Source organism: Micromonospora sp. NPDC048839 (genome assembly GCF_040649915.1).
GTDB lineage: Bacteria > Actinomycetota > Actinomycetes > Mycobacteriales > Micromonosporaceae > Micromonospora.
In genome coordinates, this window is the sequence record NZ_JBEZGL010000003.1 from 368,007 (window position 1) to 390,847 (window position 22,841).

Here is a 22,841-nt window from a genome sequence, read left to right on the forward strand (position 1 = left end):
GCGAGGCCCCCTCCCGCACCGGGCGGAAGGGGGCCTCGTCGACGTCGTTACAGCTCGACCGAGCGGCGGCGGGCGACCTCGGCGAGGGTGACCGCGGCGGCCACGCTGGCGTTCAGCGACTCGACCTCGGAGATCATCGGGATGCTGACGGTGAGGTCGCAGGTCTCCCCGACCAGGCGGGACAGCCCGCGACCCTCGGATCCGACCACGACCACCAGCGGACCGACGGCGGCCTCCAGGTCGTACAGGTCGGTGTCACCGTCGGCGTCCAGGCCGACCACCATGAAGCCGGCGTCCCGGCACGCCTTCAGCGACCGGGTCAGGTTGGTCACCTGCGCCACGGGCACCCGCGCGGCCGCGCCGGCGCTGGTCCGCCAGGCGGTCGCGGTGATCCCGGCGGCACGACGCTCGGGTACGAAGACACCCTGCGCGCCGAACGCGGCGGCCGAGCGGATCACGGCGCCCAGGTTGCGCGGGTCGGTGACACCGTCCAGCGCGACGAGCAGCGGGGCCTGCTGCTCCAGGGCGGCGGCGACCATGTCCTCGAACGGCTGGTACGCGAATGGCGGCACCTGCAACCCGACGCCCTGGTGCAGCACCCCGCCGGTCATCCGGTCCAGCTCGGCCCGGCTGATCTCCAGGTTGGCGATGCCCCGGTCGGCGGCAGTCCGGATGATCTCGTTGATCCGGTCGTCCATGTCGATGCCCTGCGCGGTGTAGAGCGCAGTCGCCGGCACCTGGGCGCGCAGCGCCTCCAGCACCGGGTTGCGCCCGACCAGCAGCTCCGGCGTGTCCTTGCTCGGGTTGGACTTGCGTCCCGGCGCGACCCGAGGGCCGCCTCGACCGCCGGTGGCACCCCGGCCGCCGGTGGCACCCCTACCGGTGGCGGCACCCCGGCCGCCCGGTACGCCCCGACCGCCGCCCCGGCCCCAGGTCGTGTCCTTGCTGCCCGGCTGACCGATCTTGGGGGCGCGCCCCTCCTCAGCCGCCGCGCGACGCTCCTTGTCCTGCTTCCAGGCGGTGCGCTGGGGCAGCTTCTCGGTGCCCGAGTAGCCCTTGTGCCACGGCCGCTCGTCGGCGGGCAGGGTGCGCCCCCGCCCGGCCAACGAGTCCTTGTTCTTGCCGCCGGTGCCCTTGGGGGCGCCTGCCTTCGACGTCAGTCGCCGGCCACGGCGCTGCGAGTTGCCGGCCATCAGTCCTGCTCTCCAATAGTCCAACGGGGGCCCTGGGGGGTGTCCTCGACCACCACACCGGCCAGCTTGAGCTGGTCCCGTACCGCGTCGGCGGCAGCCCAGTCCTTGCGGCCCCGGGCCTGCGCGCGTTGCTCCAGGGCCAACGCGATCAGGGAGTCCACCACGGCACGTAGATCATCCGTGCGGCCACCACCGGTCCAGGCCGGGCTGAGAGGGTCGACCCCGAGGATATCCAGCATCGCCCGCACCGCGGCCAGGGTGGTGCGGACGGTCACATCGTCGCCGACGCTCAGCGCGGTGTTGCCGTCCCGAATGTGCTGTTGCAGCACGGCCAGCGCGGCGGACGTGTTGAGGTCGTCGTCCATCGCCGCGACGAAGCCGCCGGGCAGCTCGCCGGGCTGGCCGACGCCGACCCGCTCGGCCGCCCGCTGCACGAAACCCTCGATCCGGCGGTACGCGGTCGCGGCGTCGCGGAGCGAGTCCTCCGAGTAGTCGATCAGCGAGCGGTAGTGCGCGGCGGCATAGTAGTAACGCAGCTCGACCGGCCGCACCCCGAGCGCGTCCACGTACGCCAGGTCGAGCGCATTGCCGGCCGACTTGCCCATCTTCGCCCCGCCGATGCTCAGCAGACCGTGGTGCACCCAGTAGCGGGCGAACGGCAGACCGGCGGCCTTGGACTGGGCGATCTCGTTCTCGTGGTGCGGGAACGTCAGGTCCAGCCCGCCGCCGTGGATGTCGAACTCCGGACCGAGATACCGCCAGCACATCGCCGAGCACTCGATGTGCCAACCCGGGCGGCCGAGACCCCACGGCGACGGCCAGTAGGCGTCCGCCGGCTCGTCCGGTTTGGCGCCCTTCCAGAGCGCGAAGTCGCGCGGGTCCCGCTTGCCCCGGTCGGGGGCGTCCCCGGCCGACTGCATCGCGTCCGGAGACTGGCCCGACAGCGACCCGTACGCCGGCCAGGACGCCACGTCGAAGTAGACGTCGCCGGAGCCGTCGGTGGCCGGGTACGCGTGCCCGTCGGCGATCAACTTGGTGATCAGCTCGTGCATCTCCGGAATGTGCCCGGTGGCGCGCGGCTCATAGGTGGGCGGCAGTACGTTCAACGCCCGGTACGACTCGGCCAGGAGCAGCTCGTTCGCGTACGCGATCGACCAGAACGGTCGCCCCTGCTCGCCCGACTTGACCAGGAGCTTGTCGTCGATGTCGGTCAGGTTGCGGATGAAGGTGACCTCGTAGCCGGCGGCCTGCAGCCACCGTCGCAGCACGTCATAGTTGACGCCGGAGCGAAGATGACCGATGTGCGGCGGAGACTGGAGGGTGAGACCACACAGGTAGACCCCCACCTTGCCGGCTTCCCGGGGGACGAAGTCCCGCACCGATCGGGTGGCGGTGTCATACAGGCGTAGTGTCACCGTACAAGGGTAGCTGTCCGTGCCTGTCCGGACCTGCCGGTGCCGGGTCGTACGCTGCCAGGCGTGGACGCGACCGCACGCTCCGGCGAGACTCCAGCCCCCACCGACGCTGTGCCGGGGCAAGCCGGCGCGGTCGGACAAGGCAGCGCGGTCGGACAAGCCAGCGCGGTCGGACAAGCCAGCGCGGTCGGGCGTGCCGATGCCGTGGCGGGACGCCCCGGGGAGATGTCGCAGACCCTCGACCGAGGGTTACGGCTGCTACACCTGGTTGCCGACGCCTCGGGCGGCCTCACCGTCACCGAGGCCGCCAACCGGCTCGGCATCGGCCGGGCCGCCGTCTACCGGCTGGTCGGCCCACTCACCGGGCACGGCATGCTGCGCCGCGACGGCGACGGCCGACTGCGCCTCGGCGCCGGATTGCTGCACCTGGCCCGACGCGCCCAGCCGCTGCTCGCTGAAGGTGCCCTGCCCGCGCTACGCCGCCTCGCCGAGCAGGCCGGCGCAACCGCACATCTGACCGTCGTCGAGGGGGGCGAGGGCGTCGCCCTGGCCGTGGTCGAGCCAACCTGGACGTCGTTCCACGTCGCGTACCGCGCCGGGGCACGGCACCCGCTGGACCGAGGGGCGGCGGGCCGAGCCATCCTGGCCGGCCGAGCCGGGGAGGCGACGCCGGTGAGCAGCAGCGGGGAGTTGCAGGCCGGGGCGTACGGGGTGGCCGCACCGGTGCTCGGCGTACCCGGATTGGAGGCCAGCGTCGGCGTGGTCGCGCTCGCCCCACTGGACGTCGACAAGATCGGCCCCCAGGTGCTGGCCGCCGCCACAGCCATCACCACCGCCCTGAGCTGATCCCGACCGCCGCCCCCTATGCCGCCCCACCACCTCGCACCCGACCCCGCACTGCCATTGATCAACTCGGGTTCATGAAAGTCGCGGTGTCTCAAGGCCAACGACCGCCCGACTTTCAGGAACGCGAGTGGATCATCGCCGGCGGGCGGTCCAAATGACTCAGGTGTCGGTCGATCCGGCCGGGGCCATAGCACAATCGGCAGGCGGATTCGTGGTTGTCCACAGGTCCGGCGGCACGCGCGGGCCGGGTTGTCCACAGGGGTTTCGGTGGCCAGTCGGTGGTCGGCAGGCTGCTGGGCATGCCACCACGTCCGCATCGCCCCGATGCCCTGACCTGGCAGGTCTTCCGCGGCTCCGACGCCGTCCGAGACGGCCTGCTTACCGAACATCAGCTGCGCAACTCCGCCTGGGTGCGGTTGCGCCACGACATCTACGCCGATGCGCGGCTGGAGCGGGACCACGCCCTCGCGTGTCGCGCCGCACTCCTCCGGCTACCGCCCGGAGTGGTCGTCGGCGGCCCGTCGGCCGCCTACCTGCACGGCGTCCAACACGCCGCGAGTTTCACCGACGACGTGCACGTCCTCGTGCCCCGATCACTGCGGGTCGGCCCACAGCGCGGCCTCAGCGTGCACGTCAACGCCCTCACCCCACTCACGGCGAGCGGCACCCCAGAGCCGGCCACACCCCCACCAACGACACGGCGACTGCCAGGCACAAGACGACCATCAGCCGCAGGACGGCCGCCAGACACGAGCCAGCCGCCAGACGCAGGACGGCCGCCAGACGCGAGCCAGCCGCCAGACGCAGGACGGCCGCCAGACACGAGCCAGCCGCCAGACACGAGCCGGCCGCCAGACGCGAGCCGGCCGCCAGACGCGAGCCGGCCGCCAGACGCGAGCCGGCCGCCGGACGCAGGACGGCCACGTGATGCGGCGCGACCTATGGGAGCAGGGCGCCCGCCTGCCGGCGGAACGTCACCACGCCCAGCCCGACAACTGTCCCGCCCGGCGGCAGCGTCCATCAGAGCAGGGGCAATCGTGACGGCCCGGCCGGGCGTTGGGTGGGCGGCGGCCAGCACAATCGGGTCCCGAGAGCAGGATGCCCCCATCCCCCGGTCCGACCCTGGGCGGGCCGCCTGGGAAACGGCTGTCTGGCTCGATCCGGTTCGGGCCGTCGCCATCGTCGACTCGCTGCTCGGGCAGGGGCTGGCCGATCGCTACACCCTGGCCGCACTGGCTGCCCGCAACGCCGACCGGCCTGGTGGGCGACGAGCGCGCTGGGTCTTCGACCTGGCCGACGGCGGAGCCGAATCTCCACCGGAGTCGCACCTACGCGTGCGGTTGGTGCTGGGCGGGCTGCCGCGCCCCGTGGTTCAACATCCGGTACGCCTACCCATCGGCGTTGTCCTGCACCCCGATCTGGCCTGGCCGCAATATCGGGTGGCGGTGGAGTACGACGGGAAGTGGCACTCCGACGCAGAGCAACTGCACCGCGACCGCCGTCGACTAAACCTGCTGGTCAACGCGGGTTGGCTGGTCCTGCACGTGACCAGCCGACGGCTGCACGGCGAGTTCCCGGCGGTGCTTCGGGAGGTGCGGGACGCGCTGGTCAGCCGCGGATGGCGACGGGGATCGTCCACATGATCATGATCATCTCGGGTTCCTGCAAACCGCGCCTTCCACCGCACCTCGACACCCCGTCTTCAGGAAAACCGAGTCGATCAAGCCCGCAGCCCGGCCGGCACGGCCGGCACATCGGTCAGCCCGGCCGGCACGGCCGGCACATCGGTCAGCCCGGCCGGCACGGCCGGCACATCGGTCAGCCCGGCCGGCTCGGCCGGCACGTCGGTCAGCCCGGCTGGCAGGCTGGCGAGCGCGGCTGGCAGGTCGGCCAGGCTGGACACCTCGGCGTCGGGCAGGTGACCGTGCGGACGAGGCAGCCCGTGCCGGTTCACCCACACCGATCGCAAGCCCGCCCGCCGGGGTGCCACCACATCGTGCTCCCACGAGTCCCCGACGTACACGATCTGCCCGGCTAGCACCCCGGCTGCGGCGACCACCGCCGCGTAGAACTCCGGGGCCGGCTTCTTGGGCAGGCCGTTCTGGTGGGCGTACACCTCGAAGGCGAACTCTCCGGTGAGCCCGCAGCGCTCGGCGCGGCTGTTGCCGTTGGTGGCGAAGCCCAGGGCGTACCGGGAGCGCAGCGTGGCCAGAGCCGCTGGCACGTCCGGGAAGGGTCTGGTGAGGGCGAACCGGCGGTCGAAGAAGAGGTCGGCGATGTCGTCCAGGTCGTCGTTCAGGCCGGCGCGGGCCAGCGACCGGGCCAGTGCGGCGCGGCGGATCTCCATGACCGGGGCAGCCGACAGGTCACCGAAGACCGCGTCCCAGTCCGATTCGAGTTCGGCGAGCGTCACCTCGGTCGCCGCAGGGGTACGCCGTCGCATCTCGTCGAGGACGGCCACCAGCCCGCCGGTCACCGCGGGGCGCAGGTCGAGCAGAGTTTCGTCGGCGTCGAACACCACTGTGGTCAGCACGCTGCCCACTGTCTCACCGACCGTCGAGCGCCAGCGCCGGCTCGGTTGGGTCGGACGCGGACGCTGATGGAGTCCTGCGCAGCTCGTCGAGTCGGACCAGCGCGACCCCGGCGACGATCATCGCGCCGCCGAGGAGCTGCCAGCCGGTGGGCAACTCGTCCAGGAACAGCCAGGCGATCAGCACCGCGAAGAGCACCTCGGTCAGCCCGACGAACGACGACAGCCGGGGGCCGAGGATCCGGTTGCCGGCGATGCCGGCCAGGTACGCGATGACGGCGGCCACCAGCGAAAGCCCGGCGATGGGCAGCAACCAACTGGTGGACTGCCCGGCGAAGGTGACCTCGCCGAAGGTGGCGCGCAGCGGCAGCAGACCGGTCAGCCCGATGAGGAGCAGCACGACGGCACCGACGGCCATTCCGCCGCTGGCCATGGCGACCGAGGGCAGCCGGGGGTCGACCCGTCCGGCGAGCACGAAGTACCCGGCCAGGCCGAATGCCGCGCCCAGCCCCCAGAGCACACCTACCGGGTGGAAGTCGGCGGTGCCAGCGAGGTCGAGCACGAACGCCAGTCCGATCAGGGCGGCTACCGACCCGGCCACGGTGAGCCGGCGGGGTCGTTGCCCGTGCCGCAGCCACATCCACCCCACGACGAGGATGATGCCCAGGTATTCGAGCAACAGCGCGACACCGACCGGCAGGTAGCGCACGGCGTTGAAGTAGCAGACCTGGGCCAGCGCCACGCCGAGGAGCCCGAAGAGCCCGATGGACGTGGCGTTGCTGCGCAGGACGGCCCACCTCCCCCGCATCGCGAGCAGGGCAGGGATCGCCAGCACCAGGGCGGCGATGCCGACCCGGGCGATCACTGCCGACTCGGCCGACCAGCCGGCCTCGATGAGTGATCGCGCGAAGGTGCCCGAGGTGGCGAAGGTGACTGCGGAGAGCAGCGCCAACGCGGCCCCGGCGGCAGGTCGTGAGTGCATGTCGCGCTCCTCGGGTCGGCACCGTGTCATGAGCAAACTATCCTTGTGCTGATGACGCTAGGCGGAAGCTCTGACAGGAGTCAAGATGCTCTTTGCTCATGACACCGAGTGTTCCCTGATCGCTGCCGCCGCGCTTGTGAACACGGCAGGTCGGTCCGGCGAACTGCTGCCCGACGTTGCCGCGCTGGACGCGTTCTTCGTCCGCCACTCCTACAGTGGGCGGCACGAGCACACCGACGCCGAGCTACGCGCCGTCCAGCGGTTGCGGCCCGGGCTGCGCCGCATCTGGGACGCCGAGCCGCCCGAGATCGTCGCCATCGTCAACGGCCTGCTGTTGGAGCACCGCGCGCTGCCGCAGCTCATCGAGCACGACGACGAGCCGTACCATCTGCACGCCGTGCCCCGCGACGCCCCGCTGGCCACCCGGATCGCGGTGGAGGCGGCGATGGCGATCGCCGACCTGGTCCGGATGGGCGAGCTGAGCCGACTGCGGATCTGCGAGTACCCGGACTGCGACAACGTCGTCGTCGACCTGTCCCGCAACCGGTCCCGGCGGTTCTGCGAGGCCGGCTGCGGCAACCGCGCCGCGGTGACCGCCTACCGCGCCCGTCGGGCCACCGGTCGCTCCTGAGCGGTGGCCGCCCACTCCTCGGCCCGCAACTCGTACTCCACCTCGCCCTGCTCGGTCCCCGGAATCGGGTCGTCCCACTGGAGGTGGAAGGTCCGCACATGGCGCAGACCCGCCTTGGTCAGCACCCGCCGCGAGCGTTCGTTGACGGCCATCGTCTCGGCCCGGACCCGCCGCACCCCGACGGTGTCGAAGGCGTACCGGACCAGCGCCCGCGACCCCTCGGTAGCCAGCCCCCGACCCCACGTCGAGCGGCGCAGCCGGTAGCCCAACTCGGCCTCGGTGCCGTCCGCCGAAGGGTCGAGCGCGAACCAGCCCAGGAAGTCGCCGCTCTCCCGGTCGAGCGCCGCCCAGCGACCCAGGCCGGGATGCCGCTCGTACTGGCCGAGGAGCCGGGGCAACTGCTCGTCGCGGACCGTGGCCAGTGGCGTGGCGACACCACCGCTGAGGAACCGCATCACCTCAGGATCGCTGTCCAACTCGACCAACAGGTCGACGTCAGCCATGGTCAGCCGCCGAAACCACAACCGCTCGGTCCGAGGCAGGTCACTCATGACGGGATCATCCCGCCGCCCCTCACCACCGTCGAGCCGTTTACCCCCACCGCCCAGCCCAAGATCCGCGCAACATCGGGGAACTTGCTGCCTCAGGCCACCACGAGACAGCAACATCGGTGAAGTTGCGGCCAGAACCCCGCGACCACCGTCGCGGGCAAGGTGGTCGCGTCAGCGCGGGGGCGCGACCACGAAGAGCCGCCAGGAGTACGCGTCGACAACGAGCACGGGCCCGTCCGAGTCCTTACTGTCGCGCACCCCGACCACGTCCCCCATATTCGTCGCCACCTCGACGCAAAAGTTGTCCTGGTTGCTGCGACTACTCTTGCGCCAGCGAGCGCCGGTCAGCTCCACCACTCGGCCACCTCGTTCATCAACTCGATGGACGCCTGCGGGGGCAGGGCCTCGCCCAAGGTAGCCTCCCAGACCCGCTGCAACCGCAACAGATCCCGCGGCTGGTCCAGCTCCTGGCCGCGGACCTGGCACTCCAGATAGGCCAGTTCGGTGCCATCGGGCAGGGCAGCAAGCGCAAACGGTCCGCCGAGCCCCGGATATTCATCGGCGGATCGCGGCACCACGTGCAGCCGCATCCGCGGGTGCCCGGTGGCGATGCCGACCAGGTGCAGCGTCTGGTCGCGCATCACCTTTCGCCCGCCCACCCGTCGCCGCAGCACCGCCTCGTCCAGCACCGCCACGATCTGCGGCGCACGCTCGCTGTGCAGCACCTCCTGACGCTCCATCCGGGCGATCAGTCGCCGTTCAACCTCGTCGGGAGCGAGCAGGCCACCCGCCTCGAAGACCGCACGCGCGTAGTCCTCCGTCTGGAAGAGACCCGGCACGTAGAGGTGCTCGTACAACCGAACCGCCCGCGCCTGCTCGAAGATCGTCTGCCAACCGCGTAGCCAGGGCTGTGCCCGGTCCAGGCTGACCAGCTTGGTGGCCATTCGGCCGAACAGGCCGCCGGTGTCCAGGGCGCGGTCGACGAGTTCCAGGTACTTGGTGGTGGGCGCTTGCTGGCCCAGCTCGATGGCGCTGACCATCGACGCGGAGTAGTTGACCGCCTTGGCCAACTCGTCCTGACTCCAGCCCCGCCGAGCCCGCGCCCGACGCAGCTCCGCGACCAGGAACGCCGCCGCCGTCATCTGCCCATCGGCCATGCCTGCCGCCCTCCACCCCGCTGACGATCAACTCCAGTCGGCCGCCAGCGGCGACGCCACCCGACGCAGGGCGGCTCTGACGACGCGGCCAAACCCTTCCGACCGTAGTCGTCTGATCACCAGACTGTGAAGTGCGACGCCGCTCCCCGTCCCCCGGGCCAGTCGGCGCCGCACGGGACCGCCCGCTCCCCCGTGCCGGGCGGTCCCACCTCCCAGACCCCAATCACGCCGTCCACCCCGACCGACCCGCAAGATCGTGCTCGATCGTGGAAGCAGTGGGGTCCTGAGGTGCGGGAGCAACCACATCCAGGAGCGAGCGCGATCTTGGCCCGCCCCGGCACAGCCCGACAAGGAGGGCCTCAGCATGTCCCGGACCGCCCCGGACGACCGCGCCACGACTGCCGCGACTCCACGTCGACCGCACCTGGCCCTGCGCCCGCTCTGGCTGTGCCGGGTCTGCGCCGCACCCTGGCCGTGCCCGGTCGCACGGCTCACCCTCCGCCAGGAGTACGCCCACGACCGGGTCGGGTTGAGCGTCTACCTGTGCGCGGTCCTGCACGAGGCGGCTGCGGACCTGTACCGACTCAACCCGTACGACGGCCCGGACCCGGCGGCGCTCTTCACCCGCTTCCTCGGCTGGGCCAGGCCACGCGACGCCCGCTGAGCCGGACCGGCCGGAGGTCAGGGGTGGGTCATCCGGAGCAGGTCAAGCGTCTCGTCGAGTTGGGTCTCGGTGAGCTTGCCGGAGTCGACGTGCCCCCGGGAGATCACCACCTCGCGGATCGAGGTCTGCTTGGCCAGCGCCTCCTTGGCGATCGAGGCGGCCTCGTCGTACCCCAGGTAGCGGTTGAGCGGGGTGACGATCGACGGTGAGCCTTCGGCGTACGCCAGGCAGACCTCGGCGTCCGCGACCAGGCCGACCACCAGCCGGTCGGCGAACAGTCGGCTCACCGCGGAGAGCAGCCGGATCGACTCCAGCAGGTTGCGGCCCATCACGGGGAGCATCACGTTCAGCTCGAAGTCGCCCTGGGAGCCGGCGAAGCCGACCGTCGCGTCGTTGCCGATCACCTGTGCGCACACCTGCCGCATCGCCTCGGCGACCACCGGGTTGACCTTGCCGGGCATGATCGACGAGCCGGGCTGGAGATCGGGGATACGCAGTTCGCGGAGGCCGGCACGCGGACCGGAACCCATCCACCGGATGTCGTTGGCGATCTTGTAAAGACCGACCGCCACGGTCCGCAGTTGCCCCGACGTCTCCACCAGGGCGTCCCGGGCACCCTGCGCCTCGAAGTGGTTGCGCGCCTCGGACAGGGGCAGCCCCGTCGACTCACGTAGCTTGCCGATCACGGCGGCGGCGAAGCCGAGCGGGGTGTTGATCCCGGTGCCGACTGCGGTGCCACCCAGTGGCAGCTCGGCCAGTCGGGGCAACGCGCCCTCCAGCCGGTCCATGCCGTAGCGAACCTGGGCGGCGTACCCACCGAACTCCTGGCCCAGGGTGACCGGGGTGGCGTCCATCAGGTGGGTGCGCCCGGCCTTGACCACGGTCTCGAACTCCGCCGCCTTGGCCTCCAGAGCCGAGGCCAGGTGGCCCAGCGACGGCAGCAGATCCTCCACGATGAACTGCGTGGCGGCCAGGTGGATCGAGGACGGGAAGACGTCGTTGCTCGACTGGGAGGCGTTGACGTGATCGTTCGGGTGTACCGGTGAGCCCAGTTCCCGGCCCGCGAGCGTGGCGATCACCTCGTTGGCGTTCATGTTCGACGAGGTGCCCGATCCGGTCTGGAACACGTCCACCGGGAACTGGTCGTCGTAACCGCCATCGGCCACGTGCGCGGCGGCCGCGGCGATGGCGGCGGCCACGTTGGCCTCGATCACGCCCAACTCGCCGTTGACCTCGGCCGCCGCGCCCTTGATCTGGGCGAGGGCCTTGATCTGGGCCGGCTCGATGCCGCGGCCGGAGATTGGGAAATTCTGTACCGCACGCTGGGTCTGTGCCCGCCACAGCGCCTCGGCGGGCACCTCCACCTCGCCCATCGAGTCGCGTTCGATCCGGTAACCGGTCGCCTCTGGAGTCGTCACACTTACCATCCTGCCGCGCCCGTCGCCGACTCGCAGATGATCCGTCAGCCCAACTCGGCGAGCAGGCTGGCCACCTCGTGCTGGTCCGGCGACTCGATCTGCCGAAACAGGAACAGCGCCCGGGTCAGGTGTGCGCGCGCCGCCGCCGGGTCGGTCGGCAGCAGGCACCGGGCGATGCCTGCCAGCGCCCGGCCCTGCTCGTTACGGGCTCCCAGCCCGGTGGCATCGGCGAGCACCCGGCGATGCAGGTCGAGTGCGCTCGTCACGTCCCCCTGGTCCAGGATGGCCCGGGCCAGCAGGTTGCGCGAGCCGCACTGGGCGACGCGGTCCCCCACCTCGGTCATCGCGACGAGTGCCGCGCGGTGCAGGTCGGCGGCTTTCTCCGGGCGCCCGGCCTCCCGTTCGATCATCCCGATCTCGTTCAACACCTCACCCTCACCGAACCGGTTGCCCATCTGCCGCTTGAAACGCAGGGCCACCCGCAGCAACCGGCTGGCCGGTCCCACGTCACCCATCCGATGCCGGATCATCCCGAGATGCCCGAGGGCGTTGCCGAGCCGGCGCGGGTCGCCGACCTCGCGAGCGATGCTCAGGTGCCGTCGAGCCATGCGCAGCGCCTCGTCGTGCCGTCCCCACAGCAGCAGGGTCATCGACAGGTTGTTGAGTTCGTTCGTCAGCGCCTCCTTGTCGCGCATCCGCGTCGCCACCGCGCGGGCCTCGTCGAAGCACTCCCGGGCGCGGCGGAACTCGAAGTTGGCGGCGTACGAGCTGCCCAGGTTGCCGAGCGAGTTGCGGAACCCGCTGCGCAGACCCAGCCGGCGGAAGATTTCGAGCGACCTCTCCATGACCCGGATCGACTCGGGAAAATTGCCCAGTCGGTAGTGGGCCGAGGCCAGATAGTTGAGCATCGTCGCCACTGCCCGGTCGTCGCCCAGCGCCTCGGCGGCGCGCAGGCCGATGGTGTGTGTCTCGATCAGCTCGTCCAGCCGACCGCCCTCGAACTGGGCGTACCAGCACGCCCTCGTCAACTGCCAGCAGTAGCCAAGGAATGCCTCGGTCTCCGCCAGCCGGACCAGGGCGGTCCACACGGCCAGGTTCTCGTCGAGCCAGGCCTGGCCCTGCGCGGCGACGAGCGCGACCAGGTCGGGGCGGAGCGGTTCCGCCACCACGATCAGCGAGTGGAGCGAGGAGAGCTCCTTCTTGCGGGCGATCGCCGTGGCGACGTGCAGGTGGTGGTCGAGCAGCCGTTCGATCCCGTGCCGCCGCTCGACTTCCCGGCCCGGCTCGGACACCAGGGTCCGCGCGTACTCCCGGACCAGGTCGTGCAACCGGTACCGACCCGGCTCGGCCTCCTCGACCAGGTTCGCGTCGACCAACTCGTCGAGCAGATCCTGGGCGTCGGGCAGGGGCAGCTCGGCGAGGACGGCGGCGACCGAGTTGTCGAACCGTACCCCCGGGTGCAGGCCGAGCAGCCGGAACGCACGCTGCGCCACCGGTGACACCTGGGCGTACGACAGGGCGAAGGCCCGACCGACGGACCGCTCGCCCGCCTCGAACTCGGCCAACGGATCGGGTCGGCTCGTCAGCCGCTCGGCCAGGTCGGCGATGCGCCAACGGGGCCGGTGCGCCAGTCGGGCACCGGCCAGCCGGATGGCGAGTGGCAGGTGGCCGCAACGGCGGACGACCTCGGTGGCCGCCTCCGGCTCGGCCGCCACCCGGTCGACGCCGACCACGTGGCCGAGCAGCTCGATCGCCTCGTCCGTGTCGAGCACGGGCAACGACGACGGTCGCCCCTCGTCCACCCCGACCAACCGGCGACGGCTGGTGATCAGGACCAGGCAGCGCGAGCCGTTGGGCAGCAGGGGTGTCACCTGGTCGGCGGTGGCCGCGTTGTCCAGCACCAGCAGTGCCCGTCGGCCGGCCAACTCGGTGCGCCAGAGCGCCAACCGGTCGTCCTGGTTCGTCGGCACCCGCTCGGCGGGCAGGCCGAGCTGCCGCAGCAGCGTGGCCACCGCCGCGGCCGGTGTCAGTGGGGTGCGCTCACTGTGCCCGTGCAGGTCGATGTAGAGCTGGGCGTCCGGGTAGTCGTCGGCCAGCGCGGTGGCGACGTGCACCGCGAGGGTGGTCTTGCCGCTGCCGGCCATTCCGTCGATGAGTTGGATTCGCGCGCCGGCCTCCACGTCCTTCCGGAGGCGGGCCAGCGTCTGCTGCCGACCGGTGAAGTCGCCGATCGCCCGGGGCAGCGAGCGGACCGGCTGGATCGGCGACGACGCCCGACCGGCCAGGACAAGATCGCCGGCGAGTACGCGTTGATGCAGCTTCTGGAGCTCGGCGCCCGGCTCGATGCCCAGTTCGTCGGCGTAGAACCGCCGACCCTCCCGGTAGACCGCGAGCGCGTCGGCCTGTCGACCGACCGAGGAGAGGGCGAGCATCAGTTGGCCGCGCAGTCGCTCTCGCAGCGGATGCTGGTCGATGCTCTCGGCGAGTTCGTCGATCAACTCGGCGCCTCGGCCGAGACGCAACTCGACGTCGACGCACTCCTCCACCGCGGTCAGGCGCTGCTCGTCGAGGGCCTGCGCGCGGCGGCGGATGCTCCGGCTCGGGATACCGCCGAGCGCCGGTCCTCGCCAGAGCGCCAGGGCACCGCGGTATTCCGTCCGCGCGTCGTCCAGGCGACCGGCCTCCGCGCTGGCCCGGGCCGTCTCCACACCCCGGGCGAAGACCTCGACGTCCAGGTCGTCCGGCCCGGTGCGGACGCCGTACCCCGCCGGATCGGTGACGATGGCCTCCGGTGCCAGCCCAAGCTCGGCGAACCGGCGTCGCAACCGCGACACACAGGTCTGCAACTGGGCCCGGGCGGTGGCCGGGGGGCGTTCCTCCCACACCGCGTCGACCAGCTCTTCGACAGGCACGAGCCGGCCGGCCCGCAACAGCAGCATGGCGAGCACGATCCGGTCTCGACCAGCGGTGACAGTGCTCTCGCCACCGCCGACCCGCAGAGGCCCCAGGATCCCGAACCGCATCTGCTCCCCCGCCTCAGTGGCCCGACTTTCAGCAGCGTAGTCCGGCGGTGACAGATCGGCTCAGTCAGGCGATAGCGATGTGAGAGCGGATCGGCAGCGGTCCATCGGACACTCACTCCCGAGTTGTCGGTGACGGCATCCGACGGGGGCGGTGCGCACGCCCCGCTGCCCCACGGTGGGGCGGGCGCACCGATGTCGGTTACAGCACGGGCGACAGAAGGGGCGTCGAGCGGATTCGCTCGACGCCCCTTGCCGTGCCGGTGGGGTCAGCGGCGGCCGACGGTGAGCACCGGCTTGGTGACCTCGGCGAAGAAGTCGTTGCCCTTGTCGTCGACAACGATGAAGGCGGGGAAGTCCTCCACCTCGATCTTCCAGACCGCCTCCATGCCCAGCTCCGCGTATTCGAGGACCTCGACGTGCTTGATGCAGTCCTGGGCGAGGCGGGCCGCGGGGCCGCCGATCGAGCCGAGGTAGAAGCCGCCGTGCTGCTGGCAGGAACGGGTCACCTGGCCGGACCGGTTGCCCTTGGCGAGCATCACCTGGGAACCGCCCGCGGCCTGGAACTTCTCCACGTAGGCGTCCATCCGGCCGGCAGTGGTCGGACCGAAGGAGCCGGAAGCGTAGCCCTCGGGGGTCTTCGCCGGCCCGGCGTAGTAGACGGCGTGGTCGCGAAGGTACTGCGGCATCGGCTCACCGGCGTCCAGCCGCTCGGCGATCTTGGCGTGCGCGATGTCCCGGGCCACCACGAGCGGGCCGGACAGCGACAGCCGGGTCTTCACCGGGTACTTGGACAGCTCGGCGCGGATCTCGTCCATCGGCCGGTTCAGGTCGACCCGGACGACCAGTTCGGCGTCGAGCGCGTCGTCGGTGACATCGGGCAGGAACCGCGCCGGGTCGGTTTCGAGTCGTTCCAGCCACACGCCCGACGGGGTGATCTTCGCAACCGCCTGCCGGTCCGCCGAACAGGAGACGGCGATCGCCACCGGGCAGGACGCGCCGTGCCGGGGCAGCCGGACCACCCGTACGTCGTGGCAGAAGTACCGGCCGCCGAACTGCGCGCCGATGCCGAAGTTGCGGGTCAGCTCCAACACCTCCGCCTCCAGCTCCAGGTCACGGAAGCCGTGCGCGCTCATCGAGCCGGAGGTCGGCAGCGCGTCGAGATACTTCGCGCTGGCGTACTTCGCGGTCTTCAGGGCGTACTCGGCGGAGGTGCCGCCGATGACGATGGCCAGGTGGTACGGCGGGCAGGCGGCGGTGCCGATCAGCCGCAGCTTCTCCTCCAGGAACTGCATCATCCGCGTCGGGTTGAGCAGCGCCTTGGTCTCCTGGTACAGGTACGACTTGTTGGCCGAGCCGCCACCCTTGGCCATGAACAGGAACTTGTACGCGTCGGGGTGCCCGTCCGGGTCCTCGGCGTACAACTCGACCTGGGCCGGCAGGTTGCTGCCGGTGTTGCGTTCGTCCCACATGGTCAGCGGGGCGAGTTGGGAGTACCGCAGGTTGAGCTTCGTGTAGGCCTGGTAGACGCCCCGGGAGATGGCCTCGGCGTCGGCGCCGTCGGTGAGCACGTGCCGGCCGCGCTTGCCCATCACGATCGCGGTGCCGGTGTCCTGGCACATCGGCAGCACCCCGCCGGCGGCGATGTTGGCGTTGCGCAGCAGGTCCAGCGCGACGAACCGATCGTTCGGCGAGGCGGCCGGGTCGTCGATGATCGCCCGGAGCTGGGCCAGGTGCGCAGGGCGGAGGTAGTGCGCGATGTCGTGCATCGCCTCGGCGGTCAGCGCGGTGAGCGCGGACGGCTCCACGGTGAGGAACCGGCGGCCTCCCGGGCCGTGTACGACGTCGACGCCCTCGTCGGTGACCAGGCGATAGTCCGTCTGGTCGGGGCCGGTCGGCAGCAGGGGGGCGTACGAGAATGCGGCGGCACTGCTCATGAGCGGCAAGCCTAGGGCAGACCGGTCGATCACTCCCACCCGCCGGGCGGGTCCTGGGACGCCGCTCTCATCCCGCGGTCCCGCCGCCCGCTCAGCGATCGGACGACCAGGCCCTCAGCCGTCCTTGCCGCCGTCCGGTTCGGGGCAGAGTTCCCCCTTCGGTCCGCAGTCGCCGTTGTTCGGCGCGCCGGGGCCGGTGCCGCCCGGACCGGGGGTCCCGCCGTCGCCGGGCGGGCGGGCCGGTGTGCCCCCGCCAGCGCCGAAGCGGACGTAGCCGATCTCACGTCCCTCACCAATGATCATGCCCTGCGACCCGACCGCGAGGGCGTTCGCCGAGGTGCGCAGCACTGCCAACTCCCGGCCGTTGCGCGGGTCGACCGCGGCCAACCGGGACGGCTTCTCGTCCGCGACCACCGCCGCGTACGGGGTCAGCGCGGCACCGGCCTTGCCGCTGGCGGGCCGCGTCCACAGCACCCGGTCGGTGCCGAGCTGACGGGCGACCACGGAACGTTTGTCGGCGGCGCGGAACACCGCGTAGCGGTCGTCGACGGCGATCAGCTTGGTGCCCGCTTCGCCGACCCAGAGCAGCCGACCGTCGTACCCGTCGACGACGGCCTCGCGGCTGTCCGGGCCGACACCGATCAGCACGTTCCGCGCACCCTGCGGGTCTTCGCGCTGCACGCAGCCGGCACTGTCGGCGGTCCGCAGGTTGACCCCGGCCCGCTGCCAGGCCTCCTGCCCGGTCGCCGGGTCCCGGGCGGAGATGGCGAAGTAACAGGTGCCGTCCTGGGATCGGGCGGCGATCCGCAGCATCCGGCCGCCCACCACGGACAGCCGCTCGTCCCGCCCAGGTTCGACGTTCTGCAACACGCGACCGGTGGCGGTGTCGACGACGTGCACCCGACCGTCCACCGGGAAGCCGAGCAGTGGTGGCGCTCGTTCCGCCCCGGCCACCCCGTCGTCGACCCGGGTGGCGGTGAGCCGGCGGGTGCCGCGCAGACCCGGGTTGTCGGCGAGCAGGCCGCTGTGCACCCCGGGCAGGAAGGCTGTCCAGAGTGGCGCGGTGCCGCGTGGGTCCCAGGCGCTCAGGGTGCAGTCGGTGGCTTCCGTGCAGCGGGCGTCGAGGAGCAGGTTGCGGTACGTCCAGACGGCCACCGCGTCGCCGTCACGTCGCCGGGTCGCCCCGGTCACCGGGTCGAGCAGCTCGTACCCCTTGACCAGGAGCTTGCCCACGGCGACGACCGCGTCCCGGTCGCCGCCCGCGACCGCCGACCAGTCCGCCTTGCGTTCCCAGAGCTGCGCGCCGGTGGCGAGGCTGCGGGCCTCCACCCGGGTGCGCTGCTCGACCACGACGGCGTCGCCGGCGATGGTCACGCTGCGCGGTGTGCCGCCGATCCGTTGCTGCCAGACCACGTCCGGCTCGGAGATGGGTTCGCTGCGGTCCACCCAGTCCCACAGGCCGGGGAAGGGATTCCACACGCCGGTCGCGGCGAGCGCGACGACCACGGCGAGGCCGAGCAGCAGCCCGCCGCGCACGCTCCCCTTCGCCACCCGCACACCGTAGCCACGATCACGGATCTTCCGTACGCCCGCGCCGCCGTGTCGCCGCGCTTTCTGCGCGCGAAGGTGTTACGAGGACGCCCGCACGGCGCTGCGCACCAGCGGCAGCGTGCGATAGGGGATCTGCTCGGCCAACGCGATGATCGTCGAGGCCCGGGTGATGCCGGCGGACGAGACGATCTGGTCGATGACCCGTTGCAGGTCGGTGTTGGAGCGGGCCACGATCCGGCAGAGCAGGTCGCTGGAGCCGGTGATGGTGTGCGCCTCCAGCACCTCGGGGATGGCGGCGAGGTGGGCGGTGACCGGGTCGTGGCCGTGCCGCTGGCTGATCTCCAGGGTGACGAAGCTGGTCACCCCGAACCCGATCGCGGCCGGTGCGATCTCCGGGCCGAAGCCCACGATGACCCGCCGCTCGACGAGCTTGTCCAGCCGGGCCTGCACGGTGCCCCGGGCAACCCCGAGCCGGCGGGAGCACTCCAGCACCCCGATCCGGGGCTCCTGGGCGAGCAGTTCGATCAAGCGAACGTCGAGGACGTCGAGCTGTACATTCTGCTCACCATTCATGGACCCAGACCATACCGAATGCGCAACCTGACCAGCATTTACCCGGACAGTTGCCCAGCCGATGCCCGCACCGCGATCCTTCGGTCACAACCGGCCCACGAGGCCGGCCGGTACGCGAGGGAGGCCATCATGACCCAGGCGATCGACCGACCCCAGTCGACCGAGGACGTCGACATCGACCGGCTCGTCGGCGCTGTCGACCACGACATCAGCCACGACCCGTTCCCGGTCCGGGGCCTCGACCACGTGCACTTCCTGGTCGGCAACGCCAAGCAGGCCGCGCACTACTACTCCACCGCGTTCGGCATGACCTGCGTGGCGTACCGCGGCCCCGAGCAGGGTTACCGGGACCACGCCCAGTACGTGCTGACCAGCGGCTCGGCCCGGTTCGTGCTGACCGGCGCGGTGCGCCCGGACGCCGACGGCGCCGAGCACGTGGCGAAGCACAGCGACGGGATCAGCGACATCGCGCTGGAGGTCCCGGACGTGGACGCCGCGTACGCGCACGCCATCGCGCAGGGCGCCGCCAGCGTCGTGGAGCCGCACGAGGTGACCGACGAGCACGGCACGGTCCGGATGGCCGCCATCGCCGCGTACGGCGACACCCGGCACACGCTCGTCGACAGGTCCCGCTACACCGGCCCGTTCCTGCCCGGCTTCGCCGCTCGCGGCCCGATCGTGGACCGGCAGCCGATGATCGCCGCCGGCATCCAGCCGAAGCGCTTCTTCCAGGCCGTCGACCACGTGGTCGGCAACGTGGAGCTGGGCCGGATGGACGAGTGGGTCGAGTTCTACAAGCGGGTCATGGGCTTCTCCAACATGGCGGAGTTCGTCGGCGACGACATCGCCACCGACTACTCGGCGCTGATGAGCAAGGTCGTCGCGAACGGCACCCGCAAGGTGAAGTTCCCGCTCAACGAGCCGGCGATCGCCCGCAAGAAGTCCCAGATCGACGAGTACCTGGAGTTCTACCAGGGCCCCGGGGCGCAGCACATCGCCGTCGCCACCAACGACATCCTGGCCAGCGTCGACGCGATGCGGGCCGCCGGCGTGGAGTTCCTGGACACGCCGGACTCGTACTACGAGGATCCCGAGCTGCGCGCCCGCATCGGCAAGGTGCGGGTGCCGATCGAGGAGCTGAAGGCCCGCAAGATCCTGGTCGACCGGGACGAGGACGGCTACCTGCTCCAGATCTTCACCAAGCCGGTGCAGGACCGTCCCACGGTCTTCTTCGAGCTGATCGAGCGGCACGGCTCGCTCGGTTTCGGCAAGGGCAACTTCAAGGCGCTGTTCCAGGCGATCGAGCGGGAGCAGGAAGCCCGCGGCAACCTGTAACACTTGCGGGCGTGACGCAGCCTCCGTCGTACCCGACGCCGCCGGTCGGTGGGCCTCAGCCCGCCGCCGGCGGCGTAGCGCCGCCGCCCGGACCACACCCCCACGGGTACGCGGCGCCGCCGCAGTACGCCCCACCCGGCTACGCCCCGCCACCGTGGCACGCCGGACCACCCGGCCCGCTGCCTCCGCCGCTGAGCCCGGGCGGTCAGCCGCTCGCGAGTTTCGCCGACCGGCTGCTGGCCTGGTTGATCGACACGGCGCTGGTCAGCGCCGTGTCGCTGGTGCTGTTCCTGCCGGTCTTCTTCATCCTCTGGTGGCGGATGTTCACCGAGATGACCCGGACCCACCCGGACGGCTCACTTGTGGAACCCGACACGGCGACCTTCTTCGTCGAGTTCCTCCTGCCGATCCTGCTGCTGCAGCTCGGGCTCCTCGTCGTGACGCTCGGGCTCTACTGGCTCTACCACGTGGAGTACCTCAAGCGCGGTGGTCAGACGCTCGGCAAGAAGGTGCTGAATCTGCGCGTGGTGCCGATCGACCCGAGCCGCACGCTGGACCGACGGATGGCCGGCCGGCGCTGGCTCGTGCAGTACCTGGGGGGTTCGTTGGTCCCGGGGGGTGCCTACGTCGACGGGTTGTGGCAGCTCTGGGACAAGCCGTGGCAGCAGTGCCTCCACGACAAGTTCGCCGACACGGTCGTCGTTAAGGTGTCCTCGTGAGCGAGCGCAACGACCGAAACAGCAGGCAGCGAAGCGGAGCGGCGGCGTGAGCGAGCGCAGTGAGCGAACCAGCAGGCTCAGGAGCGTGGCGCCTCGCGCCGGCGCGCAGCGAAGCGGAGCGGCGGCGTGAGCGTTCAACCCGGCTGGTACGTGGACCCGGCCGACACCGACACCAGGCGTTACTGGGACGGCGAGGGGTGGCTCGGCGCGCCCATTCCCGTCGACGCCGTTCCGCCGGACGGCCCTCCGCCGGTCGAGCCGCCGCCCGCGCCGGTCACCCCGGTCGCGCCCGCGGCGTCGGGCACCCCGGACCCGGCGACCGTCGTCTCCGGCGGGCCGCCGCAACCGGGTCCCCCACCGGGGTACGGCCCGCCACCGGGGTACGGCCCCCCACCGGGGTACGGCCCGCAGTCGGGCGCCGACCCAGGCTCGGGACCGGCTGCCGGCCCTCCTGGTTGGGGTCCGCAGGGCGGTCCGCCGGGCTGGGTGCCTCCCGGTGGCCAACCTGGCTGGGCGCCGCCGCCTGGGCACCCCGGTTGGTCGATGCGACCGCCCGAGCCACGTCCGCACGGCTTCGTGCTGGCCGGTTACGGCCGCCGGTTCGTTGCTCGGCTGATCGACTTCGGCATCGTCTTCGCGCTGAACATCGTGGCCAACGGCTGGTTCGTCTGGCGTTGGGCGCAGGAGTGGGCCCCGTACTGGCGGGAGATCTTCCGGCGGGCGGAGCGGGGCGAGACCTCCGCGGAGGGCCTGCCGTTGCCCGGCGAGCAGGCCAACTCGCTCCTGCTGGTGATCCTGCTGATCGCCGCGGCGCTCTGGCTGGCGTACGAGGTGCCGGCCATGGCCGCCAACGGGCAGACCGTCGGCAAGCGGCTGATGCGGATCCGAGCGGTGCCGATCGCCGCTGACCAGCCGCTGGGCATGGTTCGGTCGCTGAGCCGGTGGAGTCTGCTGGGTCTGCCGACGCTGTTCTGGTACTGCGCCGGAATCGGTCTGGTGCTGCAACTCGTCGACGCCCTCTCGCCGCTCTTCGACCACCCGCTGCGCCAGGCGCTGCACGACAAGCGCGCGCAGACAGTCGTCGTCGAAGTTCCGCACGGCGTCGCTTCCACCCCCTCGAACGACCGTAACCAGCCCCCGGGAGACACCCCATGACCGACTCCGGACGTCACCAGCCGGCGCTGCGGCTGACCCGCGCCGACCTGGACGCGCTACCCAACTACGTGCCGGGCCGCAGTCCCGCCGACCTGGCCCGGGAGTTGGGCCTGCCGGAGGCCATCAAGCTGGCCAGCAACGAGGTGCCGTACGGGCCGCTGCCGGGCGTGGTGGAGGCGGTCACCGAGGCGATCACCACCTCGCACCGCTACCCGGACATGGGCGTGGTCGCGCTGCGGGACGCGCTGGCCGAGCGGTACGGGGTGCACGCCGACCGGATCGCCACCGGCTGCGGGTCCGTGGCGCTCGCCGAGCACCTGGTGCGGGCCACCTGCCTGCCCGGCGACGAGGTGCTGTACTCGTGGCGGTCCTTCGAGGCGTACCCGATCATCGTGGCGACCAGCGGCGCGACGAGCGTGCGGGTGCCCAACGACGCCGGGCACGGGCACGACCTGGCGGCGATGGCCGCGGCGGTGACCGAACGGACCCGGGTGATCTTCGTCTGCAACCCGAACAACCCCACCGGTACGGCCGTGCGCCGGGCCGAGTTGGACCGGTTCCTCGACGCGGTGCCGGACGACGTGCTGGTGGTGATCGACGAGGCGTACCGGGAGTTCGTCACCGACGCGGAGGTGCCGGACGGTCTCGACTACCTGGACCGACCGAACGTGGCGGTGTTGCGCACTTTGTCCAAGGCGTGGGGTCTGGCCGGCCTGCGGATGGGTTGGCTGGTTGCCCAGCCGGTGGTGGCCGCGGCCATCCGCAAGGTGGCGACCCCGTTCTCCAGCAGCACGGCGGCCCAGGCCGGAGCGCTCGCCGCGCTGGGTCAGGTGACGGAGATGGAGCGTCGCTGCGCCCTGGTCGTCGCCGAGCGGGACCGGGTCACCGAGGCGCTGCGCAAGTTCGTGCCCGAGGTGCCGACGAGCCAGGCCAACTTCGTCTGGCTGCCGCTGGGCGAGCGGGCCGTGGCGTTCGGCAAGGCGTGCGAGGCACGCGGGGTGATCGTGCGACCGTTCGCCGGGGACGGGGTCCGGGTCACCATCGGCACCCCGGCCGAGAACGACGCGTTCCTGGCCGCCGCGGAGTCGGCACTGACCTGACTCAATCGGGTCATAAGCTCTGTTTGTCCGCTTAAGTCCGCTTACTGCCCTATCTTCCGAAGTA

The 22,841-nt window shown here is 71.5% G+C and carries 19 protein-coding genes and 1 pseudogene; 8 read left to right on the forward strand and 12 right to left on the reverse strand.

All coding sequences use genetic code 11. From position 1 onward, the window contains the following. Nucleotides 1-47 precede the first annotated feature (47 nt). Nucleotides 48-1,193 carry a 23S rRNA (guanosine(2251)-2'-O)-methyltransferase RlmB gene (gene rlmB, locus AB0C25_RS07785; RefSeq protein WP_357252691.1) on the reverse strand — a complete coding sequence of 382 codons (1,146 nt, stop codon included), beginning with the start codon at nucleotides 1,191-1,193 and terminating at the stop codon, nucleotides 48-50. Beyond that, nucleotides 1,193-2,608, reverse strand: a complete 1,416-nt coding sequence (gene cysS / locus AB0C25_RS07790) for a cysteine--tRNA ligase (protein WP_357370680.1) — start codon at nucleotides 2,606-2,608, stop codon at nucleotides 1,193-1,195. The genes rlmB and cysS overlap by 1 nt, the downstream gene beginning before the upstream one ends. A gap of 225 nt (nucleotides 2,609-2,833) precedes the next feature. Here cysS and AB0C25_RS07795 point away from each other — a divergent pair, with 225 nt between their 5' ends. Both AB0C25_RS07795 and AB0C25_RS07800 read left to right on the forward strand, forming a co-directional pair. Then, complete coding sequence (locus AB0C25_RS07795; RefSeq protein WP_357371068.1) at nucleotides 2,834-3,454, forward strand: helix-turn-helix domain-containing protein; 621 nt, start codon at nucleotides 2,834-2,836, stop codon at nucleotides 3,452-3,454. 1,037 nt (nucleotides 3,455-4,491) lie between these two features. Beyond that, complete coding sequence (locus AB0C25_RS07800) at nucleotides 4,492-5,097, forward strand: DUF559 domain-containing protein (protein ID WP_357370683.1); 606 nt, start codon at nucleotides 4,492-4,494, stop codon at nucleotides 5,095-5,097. Nucleotides 5,098-5,285: 188 nt separating this feature from the next. Here AB0C25_RS07800 and AB0C25_RS07805 read toward each other — a convergent pair. Together AB0C25_RS07805 and AB0C25_RS07810 are read right to left on the reverse strand one after the other, a co-directional pair. Continuing rightward, nucleotides 5,286-5,987 (reverse strand): annotated as a pseudogene (locus tag AB0C25_RS07805) (HAD family hydrolase); the annotation flags it as partial. A gap of 13 nt (nucleotides 5,988-6,000) precedes the next feature. After that, nucleotides 6,001-6,966, reverse strand: a complete 966-nt coding sequence (locus tag AB0C25_RS07810) for an EamA family transporter (RefSeq protein WP_357370685.1) — start codon at nucleotides 6,964-6,966, stop codon at nucleotides 6,001-6,003. An 85-nt stretch (nucleotides 6,967-7,051) separates the two neighbouring features. Between AB0C25_RS07810 and AB0C25_RS07815 the strand changes: the two genes are divergently transcribed. Then, nucleotides 7,052-7,597, forward strand: coding sequence for a CGNR zinc finger domain-containing protein (locus tag AB0C25_RS07815; protein ID WP_357370687.1), 546 nt, complete (start codon nucleotides 7,052-7,054; stop codon nucleotides 7,595-7,597). Here the strand turns inward: AB0C25_RS07815 and AB0C25_RS07820 are convergent. The 3 genes from AB0C25_RS07820 to AB0C25_RS07830 form a co-directional block, all read right to left on the reverse strand. Continuing rightward, nucleotides 7,564-8,148, reverse strand: coding sequence for a GNAT family N-acetyltransferase (locus AB0C25_RS07820; RefSeq protein ID WP_357370689.1), 585 nt, complete (start codon nucleotides 8,146-8,148; stop codon nucleotides 7,564-7,566). The genes AB0C25_RS07815 and AB0C25_RS07820 overlap by 34 nt on opposite strands. A 171-nt stretch (nucleotides 8,149-8,319) precedes the next feature. Next, nucleotides 8,320-8,505, reverse strand: coding sequence for a DUF397 domain-containing protein (locus tag AB0C25_RS07825; protein ID WP_357370691.1), 186 nt, complete (start codon nucleotides 8,503-8,505; stop codon nucleotides 8,320-8,322). Further along, complete coding sequence (locus AB0C25_RS07830; protein ID WP_357370693.1) at nucleotides 8,493-9,305, reverse strand: helix-turn-helix transcriptional regulator; 813 nt, start codon at nucleotides 9,303-9,305, stop codon at nucleotides 8,493-8,495. Before AB0C25_RS07830 ends, AB0C25_RS07825 begins: the two co-directional genes overlap by 13 nt. A gap of 364 nt (nucleotides 9,306-9,669) precedes the next feature. Here AB0C25_RS07830 and AB0C25_RS07835 point away from each other — a divergent pair, with 364 nt between their 5' ends. Further along, entirely contained in the window at nucleotides 9,670-9,969 is a 300-nt protein-coding gene (locus AB0C25_RS07835) for a hypothetical protein (protein WP_357370695.1), read from the forward strand. A gap of 17 nt (nucleotides 9,970-9,986) precedes the next feature. Here the strand turns inward: AB0C25_RS07835 and AB0C25_RS07840 are convergent, their stop codons facing one another. The 5 genes from AB0C25_RS07840 to AB0C25_RS07860 form a co-directional block, all read right to left on the reverse strand. Further along, nucleotides 9,987-11,396, reverse strand: a complete 1,410-nt coding sequence (locus AB0C25_RS07840) for a class II fumarate hydratase (RefSeq protein WP_357370697.1) — start codon at nucleotides 11,394-11,396, stop codon at nucleotides 9,987-9,989. Nucleotides 11,397-11,431: 35 nt separating this feature from the next. Next, complete coding sequence (locus AB0C25_RS07845; protein ID WP_357370699.1) at nucleotides 11,432-14,410, reverse strand: BTAD domain-containing putative transcriptional regulator; 2,979 nt, start codon at nucleotides 14,408-14,410, stop codon at nucleotides 11,432-11,434. Nucleotides 14,411-14,676: 266 nt separating this feature from the next. Next, complete coding sequence (locus AB0C25_RS07850) at nucleotides 14,677-16,344, reverse strand: fumarate hydratase (RefSeq protein ID WP_357370701.1); 1,668 nt, start codon at nucleotides 16,342-16,344, stop codon at nucleotides 14,677-14,679. A gap of 114 nt (nucleotides 16,345-16,458) precedes the next feature. Next, on the reverse strand, nucleotides 16,459-17,868 hold the full coding sequence (locus AB0C25_RS07855) for a PQQ-binding-like beta-propeller repeat protein (RefSeq protein ID WP_357371070.1): 1,410 nt from the start codon (nucleotides 17,866-17,868) through the stop codon (nucleotides 16,459-16,461). Nucleotides 17,869-17,973: 105 nt separating this feature from the next. Next, the gene (locus tag AB0C25_RS07860; protein WP_357370703.1) at nucleotides 17,974-18,468 is read right to left on the reverse strand and encodes an Lrp/AsnC family transcriptional regulator; all 495 of its coding nucleotides are present in this window, start codon (nucleotides 18,466-18,468) and stop codon (nucleotides 17,974-17,976) included. Between the two features lie 129 nt (nucleotides 18,469-18,597). Between AB0C25_RS07860 and hppD the strand changes: the two genes are divergently transcribed. The 4 genes from hppD to hisC all read left to right on the forward strand — a co-directional run bounded on the left by hppD (nucleotide 18,598) and on the right by hisC (nucleotide 22,777). Then, entirely contained in the window at nucleotides 18,598-19,803 is a 1,206-nt protein-coding gene (gene hppD, locus AB0C25_RS07865; RefSeq protein WP_357370705.1) for a 4-hydroxyphenylpyruvate dioxygenase, read from the forward strand. A gap of 11 nt (nucleotides 19,804-19,814) precedes the next feature. Then, a complete protein-coding gene (locus AB0C25_RS07870; RefSeq protein WP_357370708.1) occupies nucleotides 19,815-20,522 on the forward strand; it encodes an RDD family protein in 708 nt (235 codons plus the stop codon). A gap of 126 nt (nucleotides 20,523-20,648) precedes the next feature. Beyond that, nucleotides 20,649-21,677, forward strand: a complete 1,029-nt coding sequence (locus AB0C25_RS07875) for an RDD family protein (protein ID WP_357370710.1) — start codon at nucleotides 20,649-20,651, stop codon at nucleotides 21,675-21,677. After that, nucleotides 21,674-22,777 carry a histidinol-phosphate transaminase gene (gene hisC / locus AB0C25_RS07880; protein WP_357370712.1) on the forward strand — a complete coding sequence of 368 codons (1,104 nt, stop codon included), beginning with the start codon at nucleotides 21,674-21,676 and terminating at the stop codon, nucleotides 22,775-22,777. Before AB0C25_RS07875 ends, hisC begins: the two co-directional genes overlap by 4 nt. Nucleotides 22,778-22,841: the final 64 nt, after the last annotated feature.

Bases quoted from the DNA above. Each gene is read 5' to 3' on its own strand.
- AB0C25_RS07850 (WP_357370701.1), bottom strand. From the start codon at position 16,344: ATGAGCAGTGCCGCCGCATTCTCGTACGCCCCCCTGCTGCCGACCGGC.
- AB0C25_RS07820 (WP_357370689.1), bottom strand. From the start codon at position 8,148: ATGAGTGACCTGCCTCGGACCGAGCGGTTGTGGTTTCGGCGGCTGACC.
- AB0C25_RS07810 (WP_357370685.1), bottom strand. From the start codon at position 6,966: ATGCACTCACGACCTGCCGCCGGGGCCGCGTTGGCGCTGCTCTCCGCA.
- rlmB (WP_357252691.1), bottom strand. From the start codon at position 1,193: ATGGCCGGCAACTCGCAGCGCCGTGGCCGGCGACTGACGTCGAAGGCA.
- AB0C25_RS07830 (WP_357370693.1), bottom strand. From the start codon at position 9,305: ATGGCCGATGGGCAGATGACGGCGGCGGCGTTCCTGGTCGCGGAGCTG.
- AB0C25_RS07815 (WP_357370687.1), top strand. From the start codon at position 7,052: ATGCTCTTTGCTCATGACACCGAGTGTTCCCTGATCGCTGCCGCCGCG.
- AB0C25_RS07845 (WP_357370699.1), bottom strand. From the start codon at position 14,410: ATGCGGTTCGGGATCCTGGGGCCTCTGCGGGTCGGCGGTGGCGAGAGC.
- hisC (WP_357370712.1), top strand. From the start codon at position 21,674: ATGACCGACTCCGGACGTCACCAGCCGGCGCTGCGGCTGACCCGCGCC.
- hppD (WP_357370705.1), top strand. From the start codon at position 18,598: ATGACCCAGGCGATCGACCGACCCCAGTCGACCGAGGACGTCGACATC.
- AB0C25_RS07835 (WP_357370695.1), top strand. From the start codon at position 9,670: ATGTCCCGGACCGCCCCGGACGACCGCGCCACGACTGCCGCGACTCCA.
- AB0C25_RS07860 (WP_357370703.1), bottom strand. From the start codon at position 18,468: ATGAATGGTGAGCAGAATGTACAGCTCGACGTCCTCGACGTTCGCTTG.
- AB0C25_RS07795 (WP_357371068.1), top strand. From the start codon at position 2,834: ATGTCGCAGACCCTCGACCGAGGGTTACGGCTGCTACACCTGGTTGCC.
- AB0C25_RS07840 (WP_357370697.1), bottom strand. From the start codon at position 11,396: ATGGTAAGTGTGACGACTCCAGAGGCGACCGGTTACCGGATCGAACGC.